Source organism: Roseivivax sp. CAU 1761 (genome assembly GCF_054482755.1).
Window position 1 is genome coordinate 143,833 of the sequence record NZ_JBTLRM010000004.1, and the last position, 23,586, is coordinate 167,418.

The window sequence follows — 23,586 nt, forward strand, 5'->3', positions numbered from 1 at the left end:
CCCCCCCCCCCCCCCCCCCGCACGGTCGGGGCATCCTGGCCGAGCACCGCCCCGGGGATCCGCACTGGCCGCGGGCGTGCCAAGAGCAGCCAGGAGCCCCGCAGGCGCCCTATTTGACATCGGCGGCAGCGCTGCGCTCCGGGCCCGGGGGCCTTGGCTCCGCGCGGGGGCATCGCGCAGGGGGCCGGGGCATCCTGACCGGGGACCGTCCCCGGGACCTGCATCCACCGCCAGCGTGCAAAGAGCAGTCGGCAACCCCGCAGGAGCCAAGTGGGACATAGGTGGAAGCGCTGCGCTTCAGAACCCGGGCGCGGAGCCGCGCAGCGCCGGGCCGCGGCGCGGCGATCCCCGGCCGGGGGTGGGCGCTTTATGCCGGCCACGTCCGGGCGACTTCGGAGCGCCGCGCCCAGCGTCACCAGATCGCCGGGCCCGGGGGCGGCCCGGCGATGCGCGGCGGCCTGGCGGCCTTGGCTCCGCGCGGGGCAGCGGACCGTCGACGGCGTGCCAGCGGCTCTTCGTCGGGAGACGGCCAAGGCGGCGCGCCGCACCCGGCGTCTCGACCGCCCGGCGCCCAGTCCAGCCCGCCATCCGGCACGAAAAAGGGCCGCCCCGAACGGGCGGCCCCTGCAATCTGGTGGCCCGGACGCAGCCGGGCCCGGGCGGGCCTCAGGCGGCCAGCGCGCCGCGGGCCTTCTCGACGATGGCGCCGAAGGCGTCGGGCTCGTGCACGGCCAGGTCGGCCAGGACCTTGCGGTCGACCTCGATCCCGGCCAGGCTCAGGCCGTTGATGAAGCGCGAATAGGTCAGGCTCTCGTCATGCGCACGCACCGCGGCGTTGATCCGCTGGATCCACAGCGCGCGGAAATTGCGCTTGCGGTTCTTGCGGTCGCGGGTGGCGTACTGGTTGGCCTTGTCGACCGCCTGGCGGGCAACCTTGAAGGTGTTCTTGCGACGGCCGTAATAGCCTTTCGCGGCCTTCAGGACCTTCTTGTGGCGGGCATGGGTGACGGGGCCGGTCTTCACTCGGGACATGATCTAACTCCTTCTCGCTCGCGGCTCAGCGGTCGTAGGGCATGTAGCCCTTGACGATCTTGGCGTCGGGCTTCGACAGCGTGGTCGTGCCGCGCGCGTCGCGGATGAACTTCGTGGTGCGCTTGATCATGCCGTGGCGCTTGCCCGCCTGGCCGGCGATCACCTTGCCGGTGGCGGACACCTTGAAGCGCTTCTTGGCGCTCGACTTCGTCTTCATCTTCGGCATTTTCGTCTCCTTTGACGTCTGCCCGCGCGACTCGGCATGCCATACCGGCCGGCCGCGCGGCTATTCGAGCCGCCCCGATACGCGGCCCGGGCGGCGATTGCAAGGGGGCGGCACCTAGTTCAGCAGCCGCGCCGCGACGCCGATCACCGCCTCCGCCGCGTCGGCGGCGCCGTAGCCCCCGGGGCGCCGCGTCCAGGCCCAGGCCAGGAGGCCCAGCGAAGCCGCGGCCAGCAGCGCCGAGAGCCGCGGCGCCCGGCGGTCCGACCAGGCCGCGACCATGGCGGGAACCGCCAGCGCCAGCCCGACCAGGCCGAGCGTCAGGGCGAGATCGGCCGCCACGCGCCCGGCCCCGGCGTCATTCCGGATCGGTGTTGAAGATCAGCCGCTCGTCGCAGGGCGCGACGCGCAGGATGTTGGTGGTGCCGGTGGTGTTGAAGGGCACGCCGGCGGTGACCACGATCTGGTCCTCGGGCCCGGCATAGCCGAGGCTGCGCGCCGCCCGGGCGGCGTTGACCACCGCGCTCTTGAAGCGGTCGAGCTCGGCGGTGCGGATGCACTTGGTGCCCCAGAGCAGCGCCAGCCGTCGCGCCGTGCCATCCTGCGAGGTCAGCGCCAGGATCGGCACCGCGGGGCGCTCGCGCGCCACCAGCAGCGCCGTGGTGCCGGTCTGGGTGTAGCAGCAGATCGCCTTGATGTCGGTGGTCTCGGTGATCTCGCGCGCCGCGGCGACGATGGCATCGGCCACGGTCTCGCGCTTGGCGCCGCGCTGGGCGTCGATGATGGTGCGGTAGTTCGGGTCGCTCTCGACCTCGCGGGCGACGTTGTCCATCGTCGTCACCGCCTCGATCGGGTACTGGCCGGCCGCCGATTCCGCCGACAGCATGATGGCGTCGGCGCCTTCGTAGATCGCGGTCGCGACGTCCGAGACCTCGGCCCGGGTCGGCACCGGGCTCTCGATCATCGATTCGAGCATCTGGGTGGCGACGATGACGGGCTTGGCGACCTGCCGGCAGCGCCGGGTCAGCCGCTTCTGGATCGGCGGCACGTTCTGCACCGGCAGCTCCACCCCGAGATCGCCGCGCGCCACCATGATGCCGTCGGAGACCGCGAGGATCTCGTCGAAGGCGTTGACCGCCGCGGGCTTCTCGATCTTCGAGATGATGCCGACCTTCTTGCCGGCGAGCTCGCGCGCCTCGAGCACGTCGCCGGCGCGCTGCACGAAGGACAGCGCCAGCCAGTCCACGCCGAGCTCGACCACGAAGGCCAGGTCGCGGCGGTCCTTTTCCGACAGGGCGGCCACCGGCAGCACCACGTCGGGCACGTTGACGCCCTTGCGGTTGGAGATCGTGCCGCCGACCACGACCTCGCATTCGGCGAAGTCGGCGCCGCAATCCAGCACCTTGAGGCGGATCTTGCCGTCGTTGACGAGCAGCCGCGCGCCGGGCTCGAGCACCTCGAAGATCTCGGGATGCGGCAGGTTCACCCGGGCGGCGTCGCCCTCGGCGGTGTCGAGGTCGAGCCGGAACCGCGCCCCTTCCTCGAGTTCCTCCTCGCCGTTGGCGAAGACGCCCACGCGCAGCTTCGGGCCCTGCAGGTCGGCGAGGATGGCGATGGTGCTGTCGAGATCCTTCTCGACCTTGCGGATGATGCGGTGCTTCTCGGCGATCTCGTCGTGGCTGCCGTGGCTCATGTTGAGGCGGAAGACGTCCGCCCCGGCCTCGTGCAGCGCCCGGATCGTGTCGTAATCGGAAGAGGCGGGCCCCAGCGTGGCCACGATCTTCACGTTGCGCATCCGTCTCATCGCATTCCCCTCATCCGGTCCTCTCGCCCGGGCCGCCGCGGGGGCGGGCCGGGGCGCGGCTGTTACCGCTAACGGGCGCGCTTATCGCCGATTTGCCCGGCCGCCGCAATTCCCCGCCCGCAATTCCCTATGGCTTGCGCCCTCGCGGCGGCTTGCGCAAGACCCGATCGGGTAGGCGCGGGGCGGAGCCATGGCGTTGCGACCTACCCGCCGCCCTGCCCGTCCGGCGCCGCCGGCTTGAAGCGCGGCGCAAAAGCGCCGATCTGTGTCGGGAGACATTCGCGGAGATTCCCATGGACGACCAGACCCGTATCGAGCTCGAAGCCGCCGCCTTCCGCCGCCTGCGCCAGCACCTGATGGACGACCGCACCGACGTGCAGAACATCGACCTGATGAACCTGGCCGGGTTCTGCCGCAACTGCCTGTCGCGCTGGTACCAGGAGGCCGCGAACGCGCGCGGCATCGAGATGGACAAGGAGACGGCGCGCGAGATCTTCTACGGCATGCCGATGTCGGAGTGGAAGGCCAAGCACCAGACCGAGGCCGGCAGCGACAAGCAGGCCGCCTTCGAGAAGAGCTTCGCCGAGAACGTCGGCAAACCGGACTGAGCGGCATGCGGGCTCCGGAGCGGCTGCAGGGTTTCGTCGCCGAGGCCCTCGCCGCCGGCCATGCGCGCCCCCAGATCGCCGGCGCGCTGGAGCGCGCGGGCTGGTCGCGGGCCGAGATCGACGCCGCGCTCGGGGCCTGGGCGGAGGATGCGCTCGGCCTGCCGGTGCCCCGACCGCGGCGCTCGGTCAGCGCCCGCGAGGCGTTCCTCTACGGGCTGATGTTCGTGGCGCTCGGGGTGAGCGTGGTGCAGATCGTGGCGCTGGGTTTCGCGCTGATCGAGATCTGGCTGCCCGATCCGGGCGAGTTTGCCGGGGCGCGCACCGGCACCATCCGCAACGCGGTGGCGAGCCTCGCGGTGTTCTTCCCGCTGTTCTTCTGGCTCGATGCCCGGATCGCCGCCGCGGCGCGCGCCGATCGCGGCCTGCGGCGCTCGGCGGTGCGCGACTGGCTGGCGCATCTGGCGATGTTCCTCGCCGCGCTGACCCTCCTGGGCGACCTCATCACCGTGCTCGCGGCCGGGCTCGGCGGCGAGCTGACCGGGCGTTTCGCCCTCGAGGCCGGGCTGGTCGCGGTGGTGGCCGGGCTGGTGCTGCTCTATTTCCGCGGCCTCGTCCGCGACCGCGGCGATGCCGGCTGAGCGCCTGAACCGCGGGCGCGGCGCCGCCTGGGGCCTCGCCGCGCTGGCCGCCGCGCTGTCGCTGGCCGGGCTGGTCACCGTGGGCGGCCCCGGCGCCGGGCGGGCGGAGCGCCGCGACGATCTGCGGCTCGGCGATCTCGAACGGCTCTCCGCGGCGATCGCCTGCACGGCGCGAGCCGAGGGCGCGCTGCCGCGGGGGCTGGACCTGACGCCGGGATGCGGCCGCGGCGTGCGGCTTGCCGATCCCTATTCCGGGGCGCCCTACCGCTACGCCCCCGAGCCGGGCGGCGGCTACCGGCTCTGCGCGCCGTTCCGCCGGCCCGAACGGCTGGCGCCGCGGACCGGCGCCGCGCTCGACCCCGCCACCGGCTGCGTCAGCTATCCGCGCAACGAATGACCGGGGGCACCGGCGCGTTCGTTCAGACCGCGGCCTTGCGGCTCTCCTCGAGATAGATCTCGCGCAGGCGCCGCGCCACCGGGCCCGGCCGGCCCGCGCCCAGTTCCACGCCGTCGATCTTCACCACCGGCAGCACGAAGGCCGAGGCCGAGGTCACGAAGGCCTCGTCGGCCGCCTTCGCCTCCTCGATGGTGAAGGGACGCTCCTCGACCACCATCTGCGCCTCGCGCGCGAAGCGCAGCACCGCGGCGCGGGTGATGCCGTGCAGGATGTCGTTCGACAGGCCGCGGGTGACGATGCGGCCGTCCTTGACGATATAGGCGTTGTTCGAGGTGCCCTCGGTCACGGTGCCGTCCTCGACCATCCAGGCATCGTCGGCGCCGGCCTTCTTGGCCATCATCTTGCCCAGCGACGGGTAGAGCAACTGCACCGTCTTGATGTCGCGCCGGCTCCAGCGCAGATCCTCGATGGAGATCACCGAGATGCCGTCGCGCGCCGCCGGGCTGTCGGCCAGGCCCGGCTTCGACTGGGTGAACAGCACGATGGTCGGCGGCGTGGTCTCGGGATCGGGGAAGGCGAAGTCGCGGTCGCCCGGCGCGCCCCGGGTGATCTGCAGGTAGACCAGCCCGTCGCCGATCCCGTTCACGCGCACCAGCTCGCGGTGGATCTCGAGCAGCTCCTCCGTGCTGACCGGGTTGGCCATGTCGAGCTCGGCCAGCGAGCGCGCCAGCCGCGTGGCATGGCCGGCGAAGTCGATCAGCTTGCCGTCCAGCACCGAGGTGACCTCGTAGACCCCGTCGGCCATCAGGAAGGCGCGGTCGAAGATCGACACCTTGGCTTCGGTTTCGGGCAGGTATTCGCCGTTGACGTAGACGGTTCGGGACACGGGGAGACCTCCGGTTTGACTGCCGCGATGTCTCGGGCGCCCGCGCCCCGGCGTCAAGGGGCGGCGGCACCCGCGGCGGCTTAAGTGGCGGCGGAATCGATGTTCGCCACGGCCTCGGGGGCGAGCCGGCCGGCGCCGATCAGGTGGGCCAGCACATGCGCCACCGCCGTCGCGTCATCGACCGCGTCATGGCCGCGCAGCTGCGGCAGGTCGAGCCCGAACTCGGCGGCCAGCGTGTGCGAGCGCAGGGCGTGGATACGCTCCAGCGGCACGCCGGCGCGCTCGAGCAGCAGCGGCGCGTTGCCGAAGCGCGTGGCGGCGATCGGCGGCGCGATCCCGGCGACGTAGCAGCTGATCGCCACGGCGTTGAACTCGTCCTTGCCCCAAGCCCAGAGCGGGGCGTCCCCGGCAAAGGCGGCGAAGGCCGCCAGCGCCGCGCCGAGCGGCCCGCCCTCGGCGTCGAGCCGCGCCTCGGTGAGACCGGTCAGCTGGGTGAAGAGCGGCGCCAGCGCGACCCGGCGCCCGCGGCGGTCGCGCGGCACCACCAGCGCCTCGAAGCGGTCGTGCACGCGGGGCGCGCCGCCGTCGAGGTCGAGCCGCACCGCGCCGAGCTGCACGAGCGTCGGGTCGGGGTCGCGCGGGCCGCACCAGAAGCGCCCGGGCGCGCCGGCATCGGTCAGGAACTCGCAATCCCAGACCACCGCGCGCCGCATCCTCAGCCCCAGAGCGCCGGCTCGGGCGGATGCACGCCCCGCGCGTCGTAGCGCAGCGGCGGGTCGCGGTCCTCGGCCAGGAGCAGCGGGCCGTCGAGATCGGTGATCTCGGCGCCCTGCGCCACCAGCACCGCCGGCGCCATGGCCAGCGACGAGCCCACCATGCAGCCCACGAAGACGCCGAAGCCCGAGGCCCGCGCGGCATCGCGCAGCGCCAGCGCCTCGGTCAGGCCGCCGGTCTTGTCGAGCTTGATGTTGACCACGTCGTAGAGCCCGGCCAGCGCCGCCAGAGAGCCGCGGTCGTGGCAGCTCTCGTCGGCGCAGAGCGGCACCGGGCGGTCGAGCCCGCGCAGCGCCTCGTCCTCGCCCGCCGGCAGCGGCTGCTCGACCAGCGCCACGCCAAGCCGCGCCAGGTGCGGCGCCAGGTCGCGGTAGAGATCGGCGGTCCAGCCCTCGTTGGCATCGACGATGATCCGCGCCTCCGGGGCGCCGGCGCGCACCGCCTCGAGCCGCGGCATGTCGTCAGGCGTGCCGAGCTTGATCTTCAGCAGCGGCCGGTGGGCATGCTTCGCCGCCGCCGCGCGCATCGCCTCGGGGGCCTGCAGCGACAGCGTGTAGGCGGTGATCTCCGGCCCCGGCGCCGGCAGGCCGGCCAGGTCCCAGACCCGCCGCCCGGCCCGCTTGGCCGCGAGATCCCAGAGCGCGCAATCGACCGCGTTGCGCGCCGCGCCGGCCGGCAGCAGGTCCTGCAGCCCCGCCCGGTCGAACGTCCCGGGCAGCGCGGCGATCTCCGCCGCGACGCTGTCCAGCGTCTCGCCGTAGCGCGCATAGGGCACGCATTCGCCGCGTCCCGTCACCCCGTCCTCGGTCACCGTCACCGTCAGCACCTGCGCCTCGGTGCGCGACCCGCGGCTGATGGTGAAGGCCTCGGCCAGACGGAACACGTCGCGCGTCACCTCGATCTGCATGCCGCCCCTCGCTTCTGCATCGCGCCCTCGCTTCTTCTGAGCCGAAATATCCCCGCCGGAGGCTCCCGCCGGCGCCGCCCGCGCCATCGCGGGGCCCGCCGGGCGCGCCCGTCTCACAGCGCCTTCAGCGCTTCGACGATCGGCGCCGTGCCGTGCCGGTAGGGATCGACCGCCGGCAGCCCCAGGCGGTCCTCGACCTGCCGCAGATAGGCCTCGGCCTCGTTGTCGTCGAGCCCCGCGGTGTTCACCGCGACCCCCACCACCTGACACTCCGGGTTGGCCACGCGGGCCAGCGGCAGGGCGGTGTCGCGCAGCGCCTCGAGCGAGGGCAGCGCGTAGCCCGGCAGGCCGCGCATGTGGGTCCGGGTCGGCTCGTGGCAGAGGATCAGCGCGTCCGGCTGGCCGCCATGGATCAGCGCCAGGGTGACGCCGGAATAGGAGACGTGGAACAGGCTGCCCTGCCCCTCGATCACGTCCCAGTGGTCGTCGTCGTTGTCCGGCGTCAGCCATTCCACCGCCCCGGCCATGAAATCGGCCACCACGGCGTCGAGCGGCACGCCCTCGCCGGTGATCAGGATGCCGGTCTGGCCGGTGGCGCGGAAGGTGGATTTCATCCCCGCCGCCTGCATGTCCCGGTCGAGTGCCAGCGCGGTGTACATCTTGCCCACCGAGCAATCGGTGCCGACCGCCAGCACCCGCTTGCCGCGGCGCTTCTCGCCGTTGGCGATCGGGTATTCGACGGTGGGGATGCGCACGTCGTGCAGGCTGCGCCCGGTCTCGGCGGCCTTGTCGCGCAGGTCGGGCTCGTTGCGCAGCAGGTTGTGCAGCCCGGAGGCGAGGTCGAATCCCGCCTCCAGCGCCTCCAGCAGCACCGCCTTCCACGCCGCCGAGATCTTGCCGCCGCGGTTGGCGACGCCGATAACCAGCGTGCGGGCGCCGGCGGCGCGGGCCTCGGCGAGGCTCATGTCGGGCAGGCCCATATCGGCGTTGCAGCCGGCCATGCGGAACTGGCCGACGCAGTTCTCCGGACGCCAATCCTTGATGCCCTGGGCCACCTTGGCGGCCAGCTTGTCGGGCGCGTCGCCCAGGAAGAGCAGGTACGGGGTCTCGATCATCGGCATCTCCTGTTTGCGCGGAGTCTGGCACGGAACGTCGCAAAGACTGTCGCAATCGGGCAGGATTTCCACCCCCCGCGCGAAGATCCCACCAGTCCTCCCGCCCCCGCGCGCAAGGATCGTGCAGGCCGGGGCGCCGCCTTCCGCCTGCCGGCCGCATAGGGCGCGGCTATTTCGCGGGTGCAGAATCGTCTTGCAGGCGGGGCAGTCATTTCCTAACCCGTACGCGACGTCATGCGACACAAAATTACCCCAGGAGGCAAGATCATGTCTTTCCGCATCCAGCCGGCCCCGGTGGCCCGTCTCAACCGCTGCCAGCTCTTCGGGCCCGGCTCGCGGCCGCAGATCTTCGAGAAGATGGCCGCCTCGGAGGCCGACGTGATCAACCTCGATCTCGAGGATTCGGTGGCGCCCGACGACAAGGACGGCGCCCGCCGCAACGTCATCGCCGCGATCGGCGACATCGACTGGGGTCAGAAGACCCTGTCGGTGCGGATCAACGGGCTCGACACCCCCTACTGGTACCGCGACGTGGTGGACCTCCTGGAACAGGCGCCCGAGCGGCTCGACCTGATCATGATCCCCAAGGTGGGCTGCGCCGCCGACCTCTACGCCGTCGACGCGCTGGTGACCGCGGTGGAGCGCGCCAAGGGCCGCTCGAAGCCGCTGGGCTTCGAGGTCATCATCGAAAGCGCCGCCGGCATCTCCCATGTCGAGGAGATCGCCGCCGCGAGCCCGCGGCTGCAGGCAATGAGCCTCGGCGCGGCGGATTTCGCGGCCTCCATGGGCATGGCCACGACCGGCATCGGCGGCACCCAGGAGAACTACTACATGCACCGCGAGGGGACGAAATACTGGTCCGACCCGTGGCACTGGGCGCAGGCCGCCATCGTCGCCGCCTGCCGCACCCACGGCGTGCTGCCGGTGGACGGGCCGTTCGGCGACTTCTCCGACGACGCGGGTTTCCGCGCCCAGGCGCTGCGCTCGGCGACGCTCGGCATGGTCGGCAAATGGGCGATCCACCCCAAGCAGGTGGCGCTCGCCAACGAGGTCTTCACCCCCACCGAGACCGCGGTCGCCGAGGCGCGCGAAATTCTCGACGCCATGGAGGCGGCCAAGCGCTCGGGCCAGGGCGCCACGGTCTACAAGGGCCGGCTCGTCGACATCGCCTCGATCAAGCAGGCCGAGGTGATCGTGCGCCAGGCCGAGATGATCGGCCTCTGACAGAGGCGGCCGGGACGGCGCCCCGTCCCGGCCCGCGCGCGGCCTCAGCCCGAGCGGTCGCGCCGCAGCCGGTCGAAATAGTCCATCCGCTTCTTCAGTTCGCGTTCGAAGCCGCGCTCCACCGGCTGGTAGAAATCCGGGCGCGTCAGGCCGTCGGGGAAGTAGTTCTGCCCGGAAAACGCGTCCTCGGCGTCGTGGTCGTAGGCGTAGCCTTCGCCGTAGCCCTGCTCGCGCATGAGCTTGGTGGGGGCGTTCAGGATGTGCTTGGGCGGCCGCGCCGACCCCTCCTTGCGGGCCAGCCGGCGGGCGGCCTTGTAGGCGCCGTAGACGGCGTTCGATTTCGGCGCCAGCGCCAGGTAGACCAGCGCCTGCGCCAGCGCCAGCTCGCCCTCGGGCGAACCCAGCCGTTCGTAGGTCTGCCAGGCGTCGAGGCACTGCGCCTGGGCCTGCGGGTCGGCGAGGCCGATATCCTCCACCGCCATGCGGGTGATGCGGCGCGCCAGATAGCGCGGATCCTCGCCGCCCTCGAGCATCCGCGCGAACCAGTAGAGCGCCGCGTCGGGATCGGAGCCGCGCACCGATTTGTGTAGCGCCGAGATCAGGTTGTAATGGGCGTCGCCGGACTTGTCGTATTGCGCCGCGCGGCGCATCAGCCGGGTGCGCAGCGCCGCGATGTCGAGCGGCGCCGCCACCTTCCAGGCGGCGACCTGCTCGACGAGGTTCAAGAGCGCCCGGCCGTCGCCGTCGGCCATCTCGCGCAGCGCCGCGCGGGCTTCGGGCGCGAGCGGCAGGTCGCGGCCCAGCTCGGCCTCGGCGCGCAGCGCCAGGCGCTCCAGTTCCGCGTCCGAGAGCCGCTCCAGCACCAGCACCTGGGCGCGGCTCAGGAGCGCGGCGTTGAGCTCGAAGGACGGGTTCTCGGTGGTGGCGCCGACGAGGAGGATCGTGCCGTCCTCCATATGCGGTAGGAAGCTGTCCTGCTGGGCCTTGTTGAAGCGGTGAATCTCGTCGACGAAGAGCAGCGTGCCCTGCCCGGCGCGGCGGCGCTGGCGGGCGGCCTCGAAGACCTTCTTGAGGTCGGCCACGCCGGAGAAGATGGCGCTGATCTGGACGAAATGCAGGTCGGTCTCGTGCGCCAGAAGCCGCGCGATGGTGGTCTTGCCGACGCCGGGCGGCCCCCAGAAGATCAGGCTGCCGAGGCTGCCCGAGGCCAGCATCACGCCGAGCGGCCCGTCCGGGCCGATCACCTGGGCCTGGCCGATCACCTCGGCCAGACGCTGCGGCCTCAGCCGGTCGGCCAGCGGGCGCGGCGCGCGCGGCTCGGGCGCGGCCTCGTCCGGGGCGGGATCGAAGAGATCGGCCATCTCAGAGCCGGAAGCGCAGCACGAGCCCGCGGCCGCCGCGCTCCGCCTCGAGGGCGATGTTGGGCGCCGCGGCGCGCAGCGTCGGGGCGACCTCGTCGGGATGCGCCACGTCGCGGCCGTTGATCCGGCGGATCAGGTCGCCGGGCCGGAGCCCGGCCCGGGCGCCCCAGCGGCCGGGATCGGTCACCACCACGCCCTCGGTCAGAAGCGGCAGCTCCATCTCACCGATCAGCGCCGGGTTGGCGCGCGCCAGCGCGAGGCCGGGCAGCACCTCGCGCGGGCCCAGCGTGACGGCGTCGCGCGGCGGCTCCTCGGGCGCCGCGATCAGGTCCACCGCGAGGCGCTGCGCCCGGCCCTGGCGCATCACCGCGATCTCCGAGCGCGCGCCGATCCCCTTTACCGACAGGCGGTAGAGCATTTCGGCCGGGGTGTTGACCGGCAGCCCGTCCACCGTCGTGACCACGTCGCCGGTGCGCAGCCCCGCCCCGGCAAAGGGGCTGGCCGGGTGGATCGCCGAGATCAGCACCCCGCCCGGCACGTCGAGCCCGAGGCTCGCGGTCAGGTCGGCGGTGACCTCCTGGCCGTGCAGGCCGGCCCAGGGGCGTTCGAACCGCGTCCCGCCGGCCTCGGCCTGGGCCACGAACTGCTTCACCAGCGCCGCGGGGATCGCGAAGCCGATGCCGTTCGAGCCGCCCGAGCGGGTCAGGATCGAGGTGTTGACGCCGATCAGACGGCCCGCGATGTCGATCAGCGCGCCGCCGGAATTGCCGGGATTGATCGGCGCGTCGGTCTGGATGAAGTAGCCGCGGGCATTGCCGGTGGCGGTGCCCGAGCGCGCCAGCCCCGAGACAATGCCCGAGGACACGGTCTGCCCGACCCCGAACGGGTTGCCGATGGCCAGCACCAGCTCGCCCACCTCGACGCTGTCGCTGTCGCGCAGCTCGAGATGCGGCATGTCGCGGGCGCCCTCGAGCCGGAGGATGGCGAGGTCGGATTCCTCGTCGCCCAGCAGCACTTCGGCGCGGTATTCGCGGCGGTCGTTGAGCACCACCCGGATGTCCTGCGCGCCGCCCACGACATGGTGGTTCGACACCACGATGCCGTCCGGCGACAGGATGACGCCCGAGCCCAGCGAGTTCTGAACCTGCGGCCGGCCCGGCGCGAAATTGCGGAAGAAATCGCCGAAGAGCGGGTCGCCGGCGAACGGGCTCTGCCGCTCGACCACACGACGCGCGTAGATGTTGACCACCGCCGGCGCCGCCTCGCGCACCAGCGGCGCGAAGCTCAGCGAGATCTCGGCCTGGCTTTCCGGCACCCTCTCGGTGGCCGGTGCCGGGGCGGCCGCCAGCGCCGCCAAGATGCAGAACAGAGCGGGTCTCAGCATGCGTCCCTCCGGGGCTTCGGCCCGGATATGTCGCCCCCCGGGCGCGATTGCAAGCCGGGCCCGGTCCGGGCCTCGGCGCAAGCCGCGGCGGGCCTGGCCCGGACCGGCCGGCGCTAGCCCTGCCCGTCCTGCTCCTTGCGTTCCAGGGCCGCGTCGGTGTCGTAGCCGGTCTCGGCGGGGGCGTGGTCGGTGGCGCCGACCTCGTCGGGGAAGTGCTTGAGGACCAGGCGGATCGGGTTCGGCGCGGCCTGGCCCAGGCCGCAGATCGAGGCGTCGACCATGGTCTGGGAGAGCTCCTCGAGCAGCCCCGCATCCCAGGTCTCGGCCTGCATCAGCTTCACCGCCTTCTCGCAGCCGACGCGGCAGGGCGTGCATTGCCCGCAGCTCTCGTCCTCGAAGAAGCGCAGCATGTTGAGCGCCGCGTCCCGCGCGCTGTCGGCCTCCGACAAGACCACCACCGCGGCCGAGCCGATGAAGGACCCGTGCGGCTGCAGCATGTCGAAATCCAGCGCCACGTCGTCGAGCGACGCCGGCAAGAGCCCCGAGGACGGCCCGCCGGGCTGGTAGGCCTTCAGGACATGGCCCGCGGCCATGCCGCCGGCGGCGGCGATGACGTCGCGGATCGTCGAGCCCGCGGGGAGCAGGTAGACGCCCGGTGTCGCCACCCGGCCCGAGACCGAGAAGGAGCGCAGGCCCTTGCGGCCGTTCTTCTCGGTGCCCGAGAGCACCTCCGGCCCCTCGCGGCAGACCCGCGCCACCCAGTGCAGCGTCTCGACATTGTGCACCAGGGTGGGGCGGTCGAAGACACCGACCTGGGCGACGTAGGGCGGCCGGTGGCGCGGCAGGCCGCGCTTGCCCTCGATCGATTCGATCATCGCGCTCTCTTCGCCGCAGATATAGGCCCCGGCGCCGCGGCGCAGCTCGATATAGCCCGGCGCCACGATGCCCGCCGCCTCCAGCGCGGCGATCTCGCGGCGCAGGATCTCCAGCACCGCGGGGTATTCGTCGCGCATGTAGATGAAGCAGGTCTCGGCCTCGACCGCCCAGGCGGCGATCAGCATGCCCTCGAGAAAGAGATGCGGCACCCGCTCGAGGTAATAGCGGTCCTTGAAGGTGCCGGGCTCGCCCTCGTCGCCGTTCACCGCGAGGTAGCGCGGCCCCGGCTCCGCGCGCACGAAGCCCCATTTCTTGCCCGAGGGAAAGCCCGCGCCGCCCAAGCCCCGGATGCCGGCGGCGAGCACCCGCTCCTGCACCTGCTGCCAGTCGCCGCTCTCGCGCAGCGCCGTGAGCGCGGCATAGCCGCCGGCCCCCGCATAGGCGTCGTAGGTCTCGTAGTCCGGGATCACCGGGTGGGTGTGGCCGGCCGCGATGGCCGCCCGCACGCTCTCGGGCGTGGCGTGGTCGAGGTGGAAATGGCCGAGCTCGCAGACCGGCGCGGTGTCGCAGCGCCCCATGCAGGGGGCGCGGACGACGCGGACCTGCGCCGCGTCGAGCCCGTCCTCCAGCGCGCGGCGCAGCGTCTCGGCGCCGGCCAGCTCGCAGGAGAGCGAATCGCAGACCCGCACGGTGAGCGCCGGCGGCGGCGCCTCGCCCTCGCGGACGACGTCGAAATGCGCGTAGAAGCTCGCGACCTCGTAGACCTCGGCCTGCGACAGCCGCATCTCCTCGGCCAGCGCCCGCAGATGCGCCGCCGAGAGATGCCCGTAACGGTCCTGGATCAGGTGCAGGAACTCGATCAGCAGGTCGCGCCGCCGCGGCCGCTCGCCCAGAAGCGCCCGCACCTCGGCCCAGGCCCCGTCCTCCAGCTGCCGGCCCTTCGGGGTTCCGCGTCCCTTGCCGCGGCCCGATTTCCAGATCCCGCCGCCGTTCCGGCTGTCGCCGTCGAGTGCCATCCGCCTTCCTTCCTCTCCGCCTCTGCTGGTCTTCTAGGGTGCGGCGCGCGCCGTCCGATAGCGAAAAACGACGCTGCCGGGGCCGTCCGCGGCGGTGCCCGGACCCGATCCCGCCTTATCGGTGACGGAATGTTCCGATAGGCGTATCATGCGCCGCCATGCCGCGCGAATACCGCCGAAAGGATGAACCGAGATGACCCGTTTCGCCGCCATCACCGGGGCGCTGGTGGCGCTGCTCGCCGCGGCGCTGATCTGGGGCGGCTGGGCGATCTGGGCGGCGCTGGCCTATGTCACGGTCTTCGCGGCCCTGCTCGACCGCATCGCCGCGCCGGACGGCGCCGAAAGCCCGGGCGGCGAGTTCCCAGCCGGCACCGCGCTGTCTGCAGCGCTCGGGATCGCGCATGTCCCGCTGCTCTACGGCGGCGTCCTGGCGCTGGCGGCGAGCCCCGCGCCGCTGCCCGCGCGCCTCGCGCTTTTCGTGGCGCTGGGGCTGTTTCTGGGCCAGGTGTCGAACTCCAACGCGCACGAGCTGATCCACCGCGGCGACCGGCGGCTGCGCCGGCTCGGCACCCTGGTCTTCGTGACGCTGCTGTTCGGCCACCACGCCTCGGCCCATCCCCGGGTCCATCATGTCTGGGTGGCGACGCCGCGCGACCCGAACAGCGCGCGGCTCGGCGAAGGCTTCTGGCGCTTCGCGCCGCGCGCCTGGTGGGGCTCGTTCCGGGAGGGCCGGCGCGCCGAGACGCGGCTTCGCGCCGGGCGCGGGCGCGGACGCCACCCCTACGCGGCCTACGGCGCCGGCGCGGCGCTCAGCCTCGCTGCGGTCTGGACGCTGGGGGGAGGCCGCGCGGTGGCGCTCTATCTCGGCCTCTGTCTTTACGCGCAAATGCAGCTCCTGCTGTCGGATTACGTGCAGCATTACGGGCTGACCCGCCGCGCCCTCGGCCCCGGGCGCTGGGAGCCGGTCGGCCCCGCGCACAGCTGGAACGCGCCGCATGCCTTCACCGCCGGGCTGTTGCTGAACGCGCCGCGGCATTCCGATCACCACGCCAACCCCGCCCGGCCCTATCCCGGGCTGCGGCTCGAGCCCGGCGCGATGCCGATGCTGCCCGCCTCGCTGCCGGTGATGGCGAGCCTCGCCCTGGTGCCGCCGCTCTGGCGCCGGGTCATGGACCGCCGCGCCCGGGCCTGGTCGGCGGAGGCCTGCCCGGACCCGGCGCGGGACTTCCCCGGGGAGGCGGGCTCTGGCATCTTGAGGGCATGACCCGCCCCCTCCGTGCGCCGGTGCCGGCGCTTGCCCTGATCCTCGCCGCGCTGGCGCTGCCGGCGGCGGCGCAGATGAACGCGGCGGAATTCGAGGCCTACGCCACCGGCAAGGTGCTGCACTTCTCCGATGGCGGGGCGCCCTACGGCGCCGAGGAATACCTGCCCGGGCGCCGGGTGCGCTGGTCCTTTCTCGACGGCATCTGCAAGGACGGGCGCTGGTACGAGGAAAGCGGCGACCGCATCTGCTTCGTCTACGAGGACCGCCCCGACCCGCAATGCTGGCGCTTCCGCCGCAGCGCTGGCGGTCTCACCGCGCGCTACATCGCCGAGACCCCGAGCGCCACGCGCTACGAGGCCCGGCCGAGCGCCGCGCCGCTGCTCTGCTACGGCCCCGATACCGGGGTCTGAGGCGCCGGCGCCGCGGCCGCCGACCCGGCCGAGGCGGCCGGCGCCGCCGGGGCGGCGGGCGCGGGCGGCGCGGCGGCGGCGGTTGCCGGGCCCGCACCGGGCGCGGCGAAGTCCGGCACCGCCCGCGCCCAGAAGCGCCAAAGCAGCAGGCCCGCGGCGGTGCCGAGCCCCGCCACCAGGCCGAGCCAGACCCCGACCCCGCCGAGCCCGAGCGGAAAGCCCAGCAGCCAGGCCGCCGGCATCCCCACCGCCCAGTAGGCGATGGCGGCGTGGATCATCGGCATCCGGGTGTCCTCCATGCCGCGCAGCAGGCCGAGCGCGATCACCTGCCCGCCATCGACGAGCTGGAACACCGCCGCCACGGCCAGCAGGCTGGCCCCGGTCGCCACGATGGCGGCGCGGTCGGGATCGCCGGGATCGAGGAAGGCCGCGACCAGCGGTTCGGGCAGCAGCAGGAGCAGCGCCATGGTGGCCAGCGAGACCAGCACCGACAGCGCCAGCACGGTGCGCGCCCCGCGCACCAGGTGGTCGGGGTCGCCGCGGCCCACGGCGTTGCCGGCGCGCACCGTGGCGACGTTGGAGAGGCCGAGCTGGACCATGAAGAAGGCGGTGGCGAGCTGCACCGCGATGCCGTGCGCGGCCAGCGGCACGGTGCCGAGCCAGCCCAGCATCACCGCCGAGCCCGCGAACAGGCTGATCTCCGCCAGGGTGGTCAGCCCGATCGGCCAGCCCAGCCGGAACACCCGGCCGAACATCTCCCGGTCGGGATTCCAGAAGCGGTGGAACAGCCGGTGTTCGGGCAGCCGCGCCCCGGCATAGAGCACGGCGCCGATCAGGGCGACGCTGTTGGTGCCGACCGAGGCCAGCGCGGCGCCGGCGATGCCCAGCTCGGGCGCGCCCCAATGGCCGAAGATCAGCGCGTAGTTCAGCACCGCGTTGACCAGCGCCGAGACCAGGGTGATCCAGAACACCACCCGGGTATGTTCCAGCCCGGCGAGGTAGGATTTCAGCACCATCACCCCGAGCGCCGGCAGGAGCCCCCAGCCGGCGATGCGCAGATAGGTCTCGACATCGGCGCTGACCTGCGCCGACTGGCCCAGCGCCCGGAACAGCGGCCCGGAATGCCAGAACACCGGCATGGCCAGCGCGAAGAACAGGATCGACAGCCAGAGCCCCATCCGGGTGGCGCGGCGGATCATCACCTGGTCGCCCTCGGCGGCGAAGCGCGCCACCATCGGCATCACCCCCCAGGCGAAGCCCGAGCCGAACAGGAACAGCACGAAAAAGCCGGTATGGGCCAGCGTCAGCGCGGCCAGCTCCTCGGCGCCGTACCAGCCGATCATCACCGTGTCGGTCAGGCCGATGGCGAACTGCGCCAGATGCCCGCCGATCAACGGCAGGCCGAGGACGAGGACGGCGCGCAGATGCGCGGGGTAGCTCGATGCGGCGCTCATGCCCGGGCTTTAGGCAATGCCGCCCGATCCGGCAAGCGCGCCGCGCGCAAGCCCGGGGCACGGCAGGACCATCGCCCTTGGCCACGCGGGCGGCGGCGCGGTCCGAGGCCGGCGGGGCAGGCCCGAAACGCGCCCCCCGGGATGAGACCATCGCGGCCCGGCGCCGACGTCCCCGTCCCGCCGCCGGGCGCGCCGGGCATGGGCCGGGATCGGACGCCGCCGGGCCGCGCGCCGGTGCCCGGGGCGGGCGGCCCGCGCCGGGCTCAGGCGGCGGCGCGCACCCTGGCCGCGAAGCCGCGCGCATCCTGCGGCGCCAGCCCGAGCTGGCGCGCCGGATCGAAGAGGCCGGGATCGAGATCGGGCCATTGCGCCAGCGCCGCGTCGCGCAGCTCGCCCTGCCCGGCCGCGACCTCGCGGGCCAGCGTCTTGACCGCCGCCTGGGCCTCGGCCCGCGGCATCCGCTCGGCCAGCGCGAAGGACAGCGCCTCGGCCGCCAGCAGGCCGCGCGAGGCCGCCAGCGTCCCCGCCATCGCCTCGGCGTCGGGCTCGAGCCCGGCCAGCATCTCCTCGCTCCGGCCGAGCGCCGCGGCGAGGCTCAGGCAGAGCGGCGGCAGCGCGATCCATTCGCCGAACCAGCGCGCGCCGTCGCGCTGCTGGCGATGCGCCCCGACCGCCAGCAGCGCCGAGGCCTGGCCCTGCACGGCCCCGCCCAGCGCGACCACCACCGAGGGCCCGACCGGGTTCTGCTTCTGCGGCATGGTGGAGGAGCCGCCGGCGCCGCCGAGCCGCATCTCGGCCAGTCCCGATTGCGTGGCGAGCACCAGGTCCTCGCCGATCTTGGCCAGCGCCGCGGCGGTGCGGGCGTGCCAGTCGGCCAGCTTGAGGATCGGGCCGCGATCGGTGTGCCAGCCGGCGCCGGGATCGGCGAGACCCAGCGCCTCGGCGAGGCCCGCGCGGATCTCCGCCGCCCGCGGGCCCAGCGCCTCGGCGGTGCCGGCCGCCCCGGAGAGCGAAACCGGCAGCGCGGCGCGCAAGGCCGCCGCCTCGTCGCGGAGCGCCAGGAGCGGCCGGCCCCATTCCGCCGCCACGGCGCCGAAGCTGGTCGGCGTGGCGTGCTGGCCGTAGGTGCGCGCCGCCATCGGCAGCTCGGCATGGCGCTCGGCCAGCTCGGCGAGCCGCGCCAGGATCGCGTCGAGCCGTTCGCCGGCATGGCCCAGCACCCGCGCCAGGCGCAGCATCAGAGCGGTGTCGACGATGTCCTGCGAGGTGGCGCCCCAATGCAGGTACTGGGCGTGGCCCGGGGCCTGCATGGCCTTGCGGAAGGCCGCCACCAGCGCCGGCACCGGCACCCCGTTGACCGCCGTGGCGGCGGCCAGGTCGGCGGCATCGATCTGCACTTCCAGCGCGGCGCGGTGGATCGCCTCGCCGGCGGGCTCCGGGATCACGCCCAGCCCGGCCTGGACCTTGGCCAGCGCGCCCTCGACCAGCATCATGGCGCGGATCTCGGCGCTGTCGGTGAACAGCCGGCCGACCTCGCCCGGCGTGAAGAGCTGCCCGTAAAGCGCGCTGCCGAAGACCGATCCCGCCATCGCTCAGCCCTCCGCCGCGATGCGGCCGAGCAGGTCCGCCAGCGCCTCGGGGCGCGCCATGAACGGCGAATGCGACCCCGGGAGGGAATGGATGTGCTCGGGGCGCGCGGCGGCGGGCGCCATCTCGCGCTGCAATTCGGTGGGCACGGCGTTGTCCTCTTCGCAGATGATGTAGCTTCGCGGCACCGCCTGCCAGTTGGCGCCGAGGGTCAGCGGGGTGGCCTGCGGCGCCACCGGCTTGGGGCAGAGCAGGTCGAGCGCACGGGCCACCGCGGCGGGCGGGCAATCCTGGTAGAACACGTCGCGCGCCGCCTCGGGACGGATCGAGAAGGTCCTGCCGTCCTCGGCCAGGTCGATGGCGCCGAGGATCGGCTGGCGCGGCGCGCGGCGGCGCATCTCGACGAGGCTCGCCCCCGGCGCCGGCACGTAGGCCGCGAGGTAGACCAGCCGGGCGATGCCCGAGGGGTCGAGATCGGCGGTGCGGCTGATCGGGTAGCCGGCCATGGAATGGCCGACCAGCACATCGCCCGGTCGCAGCGCGGCGCGGATCGCCTCGGCATAGAGGTCGAGGGTGATGCCCCCGGGCGCGGTGCGGTCGGCGCCGTGGCCCGGCAGGTCGATGGCCCGCGCCGCGTGGCCGCGGGCGGCGAGCGCCGCGATGGTCGCGTCCCAGCACCAGGCGCCGTGGCAGGAGCCGTGGATCAGCAGGAACTCAGCCAAGGCGTCCGCCCCGGGCCGGGAACCGGCGCCTTGCGGCGGGCTCAGCCATGGCCCTGCGCCTTCAGGAACCCGGTGAGGATCGCGGCGTATTCCTCCGGCGCCTCGACGCAGGGCAGATGCCCGGCGCCGCGGATCAGCTCGAAGGCGGCGCCCGGCACCAGCTCGACGCTCTCGCGCACCAGGTCGGGCGGGGTGGATCCGTCCTCCGACCCGGCGATGCCCAGCACCGGCAGCCGCAGCTGCGCGGTCGAGGCCAGGAAATCGCTGCCGGCGATGGCGTGGCAGCAGCCGACATAGCCCGCCAGCGGCTGGCGGATCAGCATGTTGCGCCAGGCGTGGAACTCCGCGGTGGCGCGGAACGGCGCCGAGAACCAGCGCTCGAGGATCGGGTCGGCCAGCGCCGCGATGCCGCCCTCCTCGACCGCGGCGATGCGGTCGCTCCACATCTCGCGGGTGCCGATCTTGGCGGCGGTGTTCGACAGCACCAGCCCGCGCACCAGATCGAGCCGCTTGGCCGCCAGCCCCTGGGCGATCATGCCGCCGATCGACAGCCCGACGAAGATCGCGTCGCGCATGCCGACATGGTCCATCAGCGCCTCGACGTCGCGCACCAGCGCGCCCATCGCGTAGGGCGCCGGCGGCGCGTCGGAGAGGCCGTGGCCGCGCTTGTCGTAGCGCAGGATGCGCAGGCCCGCCGGCAGGTGCGGCAGCACCGCATCCCAGAGCCGCAGGTCGGTGCCCAACGAATTGGCGAAGACCACGGGCGTGCCGTCTGGATCCCCGTCCAGCCGGTAATGCAGTTTCACCCCGTTGACCTCGGCCATGTGCATGATGTCTCTCCCCTGCGCTTCGCGGGCCTTCTAACGCGCATTGCGACGCAGGGGAAAGACCCGCGGGAAGAAACGCGCCCGCGCCCAAGGCGGGCGCTGCCCCGGCGCGGCGGTCAGCCGGCCGCGGCCTCGAGCGCGGCGAGCAGCGCGCGGGCGGTGGCGCGGGTGTCGAAGTACCGCCGCGCCCGCAGCCGCGCGGCGGCGCCGAGCCGCCGGCGCAGGGCGCCGTCCGCGGCGAGCCGGGCGGCCGCCGCGGCGATCGCCGCGATATTGCGCTGCGGCACCAGCAGGCCGTCGACGCCGTCCGCGATCATGTCCTCGGTGCCGCCGATGCGCGAGCAGATCACCGGCAGGCCCGCGGCCATCGCCTCCATCACCGCGACCGGGGCCGCCTCGCCCTGCCCGAAGCTCGTCAGCACGAAGACATCGGCCCGGGCCAGTTCGGCGCGCACCGCGGCCTCGCCCAGCGGGCCGGTCATCTCGACCGCGTCGTCCAGGCCGAGCCGGGCGATCTCGGCGCGGATCTCGGCCTCGGCAGGGCCGGCGCCGACGATGGTGTAATGCGCCGCCTGCCCGGCATCGCGCAGGCGCCGCAGCGCCGCGAGAAACAGCGCATGGCCCTTGACCGGGTTGAGCCGCGCCACCGACAGGAAGCGCAAAGGCTCCTCCGGGCGGGGCTCCGGCCGCTCCGCAGCGAAACGCCCGGTCTCCACCCCCATGGTGATCACCGGCACCGGGCGGCTCGGCGCCACCGCGGCGACCTCTCGGGCGAGCGGCCGGGTCACCGCGGTGACCAGCGCGGCATGGCGGAACTTGGCGGCGTGGTCGCGGCCATAGACCGGCAGGTTGCCGTGCACCGTGACGCTGTAGCTAGGCCCGCCCAGCAGCCGCGCCAGAGCGCCCAGATGGGCGGAATTGGCGCAGGAATGGATGTGCAGGTGGTCGAGGCGGCAGGCCTCCGCCACCCGGCAGAGCTCGGCCGCGCTGGGGATCAGCGCCGCCACCCGCGCCCGCCCCGCGGCGCCGCTCTCGGGCAGGTCCCGGACATAGGCCAGCGCGGCGGCGAACGCCCGCGGCCGCGCCGCGAGGAGGCGTGCCGCGGCCCCGGCGCGCGGCGGGAACAGGTAGCGCGTCTCGGCGCGCGCGGCGCCGGCGAAGTCGTGCGGGCAGTCCTGCGGCGCCGGCCGCCGGGTGGAGATCGGCGTCACCGTGACCCCGGCGGCGCGCAGAGCGGCGATCTCGCGCCAGAAGAAGGCATGCGTCTGGTTGGGAAATTCGGGCACCAGATAGCCCAGCCGCGCGATCCCGCCCATTCCGCTCCCCTGCCCAGTCGCCCGCGCGCCTCAGCGCCGGCCGTCGCGCCAGTGATTGACGATCGGGTAGCGCCGGTCGAGCCAGAAGGCGCGGCGCGTCAGCCGGACCCCCGGCGCCGCCTGGTAGCGCTTGTACTCGCTGCCATAGACCAGCGCCTCGACCCGGGCGGCATCGGCGCGGTCATGCCCGGCCGCGACGCAATCCTCGATCGAGCCGTCGCGCTCCACGAGGATCTCGAGGATCGAGTCGAGCACCGGGTAATCGGGCAGCGAATCGCTGTCCTTCTGGTCCTCGCGCAGCTCGGCCGAGGGCGGTTTGGTGATCACCCGCTCCGGGATCGGCGCCCCCTCCGGCCCCTTCATCCAGCCGCGGTGGTTGGCGTTGCGCCAGTGGCAGGCGGCGAAGACGCCGGTCTTGTAGAGGTCCTTGATCGGATTGAAGCCGCCCGCCATGTCGCCGTAGATCGTGGCATAGCCGACCGCGACCTCGGACTTGTTGCCGGTGGTCAGCAGCATCTCGCCGAACTTGTTCGACAGCGCCATCAGCAGCAGGCCGCGCAGGCGCGATTGCAGGTTCTCCTCGGTCAGGTCGGCGCCCCGTCCGGCGAAGAGCGGCGCCAGCGCCTCGGTCACCGCGGCGCGCGGCCCGTCGATCGGCAGCGTGTCATAGGGACAGCCCAGCCGCTCGGCCACGGCGCGGGCATCCTCGAGCGAGGCCTCCGAGGTGTAGGGCGAGGGCAGCATCACGCAGCGCACGTTCGCAGGCCCCAGCGCATCCGCCGCGATGGCCGCGACCAGCGCCGAATCGACCCCGCCCGAGAGCCCCAGCAGCACCCGCGCGAACCCGGACTTGGCGCAATAGTCGCGCAGGCCCTGCACCATCGCCCGGTAATCGCGCTCCATCTCCGCCTCGGGGTGGCGTTCGAACGGGCCGTCGGCGCAGATCCAGCCGTCCCCCGGCCCGTCGCGGCGGAACTCCACCGTCGCCACCGCCTCCTCGAAGAGCGGCAGCTGCGCGGCCAGCCGGCCGCCGGGGTTGAGCACGAAGGAGCCGCCGTCGAAGACCTGGTCGTCCTGGCCGCCCACCATGTTGAGATAGACCAGCGGCAGGCCGGTCTCGACCACCCGGGACACCATGTGATTGAGCCTGAGCGCCGCCTTGTCGCGATGATAGGGCGAGCCGTTCGGCACCACCAGGATCTCCGCCCCGGTCTCGGCCAGGGTCTCGGCCACGTCCTCGTACCAGGCATCCTCGCAGATCGGCGAGCCGATGCGCGCCGGCCCGATGCCGTAGGGACCGCCGATCGGGCCCGAGCCGAAGATGCGCTGCTCGTCGAAGACCGCGTGGTTCGGCAGGTGGTGCTTGAGGACCTGCGTGGCGATGCGGCCTTCCTTGCACACGAAATAGGCGTTGAAGAGCTCCGCGCCCTCGATCCACGGCCCGCCGATGGCCAGCGCCGGGCCGTCGGCGCAGTCCCGCGCCAGCGCCTCGACGGCGCGGATCGCGGCGAGGTGGAAGCTCGGCTTCAGGATCAGGTCCTGCGCGTTGTAGCCGGTGATGAACATTTCCGGCAGCGCCACCATGTCGGCGCCGTCGGCGCGCGCCCGCTCCCAGGCCGCCCGCGCCTTGGCGGCATTGCCGTCGAGATCGCCGAGCACCGGGTTGAGCTGTGCCAAAGTGAGCCGGAACCGTTCCGTCATGCCGCGCCCCTGCCTTGCCGCGAGAAAATCCAGAGCCGACATAGCAGACCGTCCGGCGAG

Annotated in this window: 23 protein-coding genes; 6 read left to right on the plus strand and 17 right to left on the minus strand. The window is 73.3% G+C overall.

Translation table 11 applies throughout. The annotated features are described in order from the left end of the window. Window positions 1-666: 666 nt before the first annotated feature. The 4 genes from rplT to pyk form a co-directional block, all read right to left on the minus strand. Window positions 667-1,032: a 50S ribosomal protein L20 gene (gene rplT / locus ACXYMW_RS04555; protein ID WP_459034110.1), complete on the minus strand. Its 366-nt coding sequence runs from the start codon at window positions 1,030-1,032 to the stop codon at window positions 667-669. Between the two features lie 25 nt (window positions 1,033-1,057). Further along, window positions 1,058-1,258, minus strand: coding sequence for a 50S ribosomal protein L35 (gene rpmI / locus ACXYMW_RS04560; RefSeq protein WP_459034111.1), 201 nt, complete (start codon window positions 1,256-1,258; stop codon window positions 1,058-1,060). Window positions 1,259-1,372: 114 nt separating this feature from the next. Next, window positions 1,373-1,597 carry a hypothetical protein gene (locus ACXYMW_RS04565; protein ID WP_459034112.1) on the minus strand — a complete coding sequence of 75 codons (225 nt, stop codon included), beginning with the start codon at window positions 1,595-1,597 and terminating at the stop codon, window positions 1,373-1,375. 16 nt (window positions 1,598-1,613) lie between these two features. After that, window positions 1,614-3,059 (minus strand): pyruvate kinase, encoded by a 1,446-nt coding sequence (pyk, locus tag ACXYMW_RS04570; protein WP_459034113.1) that lies wholly within the window; start codon window positions 3,057-3,059, stop codon window positions 1,614-1,616. A 293-nt stretch (window positions 3,060-3,352) separates the two neighbouring features. On the opposite strand from pyk, the gene ACXYMW_RS04575 reads away from it, so the two are divergent. The 3 genes from ACXYMW_RS04575 to ACXYMW_RS04585 are packed head-to-tail and all read left to right on the plus strand — an operon-like array spanning window position 3,353 to window position 4,702. Further along, complete coding sequence (locus tag ACXYMW_RS04575) at window positions 3,353-3,667, plus strand: DUF1244 domain-containing protein (RefSeq protein WP_459034114.1); 315 nt, start codon at window positions 3,353-3,355, stop codon at window positions 3,665-3,667. Between the two features lie 5 nt (window positions 3,668-3,672). Next, complete coding sequence (locus tag ACXYMW_RS04580; RefSeq protein WP_459034115.1) at window positions 3,673-4,305, plus strand: DUF5671 domain-containing protein; 633 nt, start codon at window positions 3,673-3,675, stop codon at window positions 4,303-4,305. Next, entirely contained in the window at window positions 4,295-4,702 is a 408-nt protein-coding gene (locus tag ACXYMW_RS04585) for a hypothetical protein (protein ID WP_459034116.1), read from the plus strand. Before ACXYMW_RS04580 ends, ACXYMW_RS04585 begins: the two co-directional genes overlap by 11 nt. A 22-nt stretch (window positions 4,703-4,724) precedes the next feature. On the opposite strand, the gene ACXYMW_RS04590 is transcribed toward ACXYMW_RS04585, so the two are convergent. The 4 genes from ACXYMW_RS04590 to dgcN form a co-directional block, all read right to left on the minus strand. Beyond that, complete coding sequence (locus ACXYMW_RS04590) at window positions 4,725-5,588, minus strand: D-amino-acid transaminase (RefSeq protein WP_459034117.1); 864 nt, start codon at window positions 5,586-5,588, stop codon at window positions 4,725-4,727. 80 nt (window positions 5,589-5,668) lie between these two features. Then, window positions 5,669-6,301 (minus strand): exonuclease, encoded by a 633-nt coding sequence (locus ACXYMW_RS04595; protein ID WP_459034118.1) that lies wholly within the window; start codon window positions 6,299-6,301, stop codon window positions 5,669-5,671. 2 nt (window positions 6,302-6,303) lie between these two features. After that, on the minus strand, window positions 6,304-7,269 hold the full coding sequence (gene dgcA, locus ACXYMW_RS04600) for an N-acetyl-D-Glu racemase DgcA (RefSeq protein ID WP_459034119.1): 966 nt from the start codon (window positions 7,267-7,269) through the stop codon (window positions 6,304-6,306). A gap of 113 nt (window positions 7,270-7,382) precedes the next feature. Next, window positions 7,383-8,384: an N-acetyltransferase DgcN gene (gene dgcN / locus ACXYMW_RS04605; protein WP_459034120.1), complete on the minus strand. Its 1,002-nt coding sequence runs from the start codon at window positions 8,382-8,384 to the stop codon at window positions 7,383-7,385. 267 nt (window positions 8,385-8,651) lie between these two features. On the opposite strand from dgcN, the gene ACXYMW_RS04610 reads away from it, so the two are divergent. Further along, window positions 8,652-9,608, plus strand: a complete 957-nt coding sequence (locus ACXYMW_RS04610) for an L-malyl-CoA/beta-methylmalyl-CoA lyase (protein ID WP_459034121.1) — start codon at window positions 8,652-8,654, stop codon at window positions 9,606-9,608. A 44-nt stretch (window positions 9,609-9,652) separates the two neighbouring features. Here the strand turns inward: ACXYMW_RS04610 and ACXYMW_RS04615 are convergent, their stop codons facing one another. The 3 genes from ACXYMW_RS04615 to ACXYMW_RS04625 all read right to left on the minus strand — a co-directional run bounded on the left by ACXYMW_RS04615 (window position 9,653) and on the right by ACXYMW_RS04625 (window position 14,245). Continuing rightward, a complete protein-coding gene (locus ACXYMW_RS04615) occupies window positions 9,653-10,969 on the minus strand; it encodes a replication-associated recombination protein A (protein ID WP_459034122.1) in 1,317 nt (438 codons plus the stop codon). A 1-nt stretch (window position 10,970) separates the two neighbouring features. Then, window positions 10,971-12,353 (minus strand): trypsin-like peptidase domain-containing protein, encoded by a 1,383-nt coding sequence (locus tag ACXYMW_RS04620; protein WP_459034123.1) that lies wholly within the window; start codon window positions 12,351-12,353, stop codon window positions 10,971-10,973. Window positions 12,354-12,466: 113 nt separating this feature from the next. Next, window positions 12,467-14,245 (minus strand): NAD(P)H-dependent oxidoreductase subunit E, encoded by a 1,779-nt coding sequence (locus tag ACXYMW_RS04625; protein WP_459034124.1) that lies wholly within the window; start codon window positions 14,243-14,245, stop codon window positions 12,467-12,469. A 193-nt stretch (window positions 14,246-14,438) separates the two neighbouring features. Here ACXYMW_RS04625 and ACXYMW_RS04630 point away from each other — a divergent pair, with 193 nt between their 5' ends. Further along, window positions 14,439-15,509 carry an alkane 1-monooxygenase gene (locus ACXYMW_RS04630; protein ID WP_459034125.1) on the plus strand — a complete coding sequence of 357 codons (1,071 nt, stop codon included), beginning with the start codon at window positions 14,439-14,441 and terminating at the stop codon, window positions 15,507-15,509. After that, window positions 15,506-15,919 carry a hypothetical protein gene (locus tag ACXYMW_RS04635; protein WP_459034126.1) on the plus strand — a complete coding sequence of 138 codons (414 nt, stop codon included), beginning with the start codon at window positions 15,506-15,508 and terminating at the stop codon, window positions 15,917-15,919. The genes ACXYMW_RS04630 and ACXYMW_RS04635 overlap by 4 nt, the downstream gene beginning before the upstream one ends. Here ACXYMW_RS04635 and ACXYMW_RS04640 read toward each other — a convergent pair. From ACXYMW_RS04640 to ACXYMW_RS04665, 6 genes are all read right to left on the minus strand, one after another. Beyond that, window positions 15,895-17,373 carry an MATE family efflux transporter gene (locus ACXYMW_RS04640; RefSeq protein WP_459034127.1) on the minus strand — a complete coding sequence of 493 codons (1,479 nt, stop codon included), beginning with the start codon at window positions 17,371-17,373 and terminating at the stop codon, window positions 15,895-15,897. The genes ACXYMW_RS04635 and ACXYMW_RS04640 overlap by 25 nt on opposite strands. A 263-nt stretch (window positions 17,374-17,636) precedes the next feature. Then, window positions 17,637-18,962, minus strand: a complete 1,326-nt coding sequence (locus ACXYMW_RS04645) for a lyase family protein (protein WP_459034128.1) — start codon at window positions 18,960-18,962, stop codon at window positions 17,637-17,639. Between the two features lie 3 nt (window positions 18,963-18,965). Continuing rightward, entirely contained in the window at window positions 18,966-19,682 is a 717-nt protein-coding gene (locus ACXYMW_RS04650; protein WP_459034129.1) for an alpha/beta fold hydrolase, read from the minus strand. Between the two features lie 41 nt (window positions 19,683-19,723). Further along, window positions 19,724-20,512 (minus strand): 3-oxoadipate enol-lactonase, encoded by a 789-nt coding sequence (pcaD, locus tag ACXYMW_RS04655; protein ID WP_459034130.1) that lies wholly within the window; start codon window positions 20,510-20,512, stop codon window positions 19,724-19,726. Window positions 20,513-20,625: 113 nt separating this feature from the next. After that, complete coding sequence (locus ACXYMW_RS04660; RefSeq protein ID WP_459034131.1) at window positions 20,626-21,825, minus strand: glycosyltransferase; 1,200 nt, start codon at window positions 21,823-21,825, stop codon at window positions 20,626-20,628. 30 nt (window positions 21,826-21,855) lie between these two features. Further along, window positions 21,856-23,526, minus strand: coding sequence for an NAD+ synthase (locus ACXYMW_RS04665; protein ID WP_459034132.1), 1,671 nt, complete (start codon window positions 23,524-23,526; stop codon window positions 21,856-21,858). Window positions 23,527-23,586: the final 60 nt, after the last annotated feature.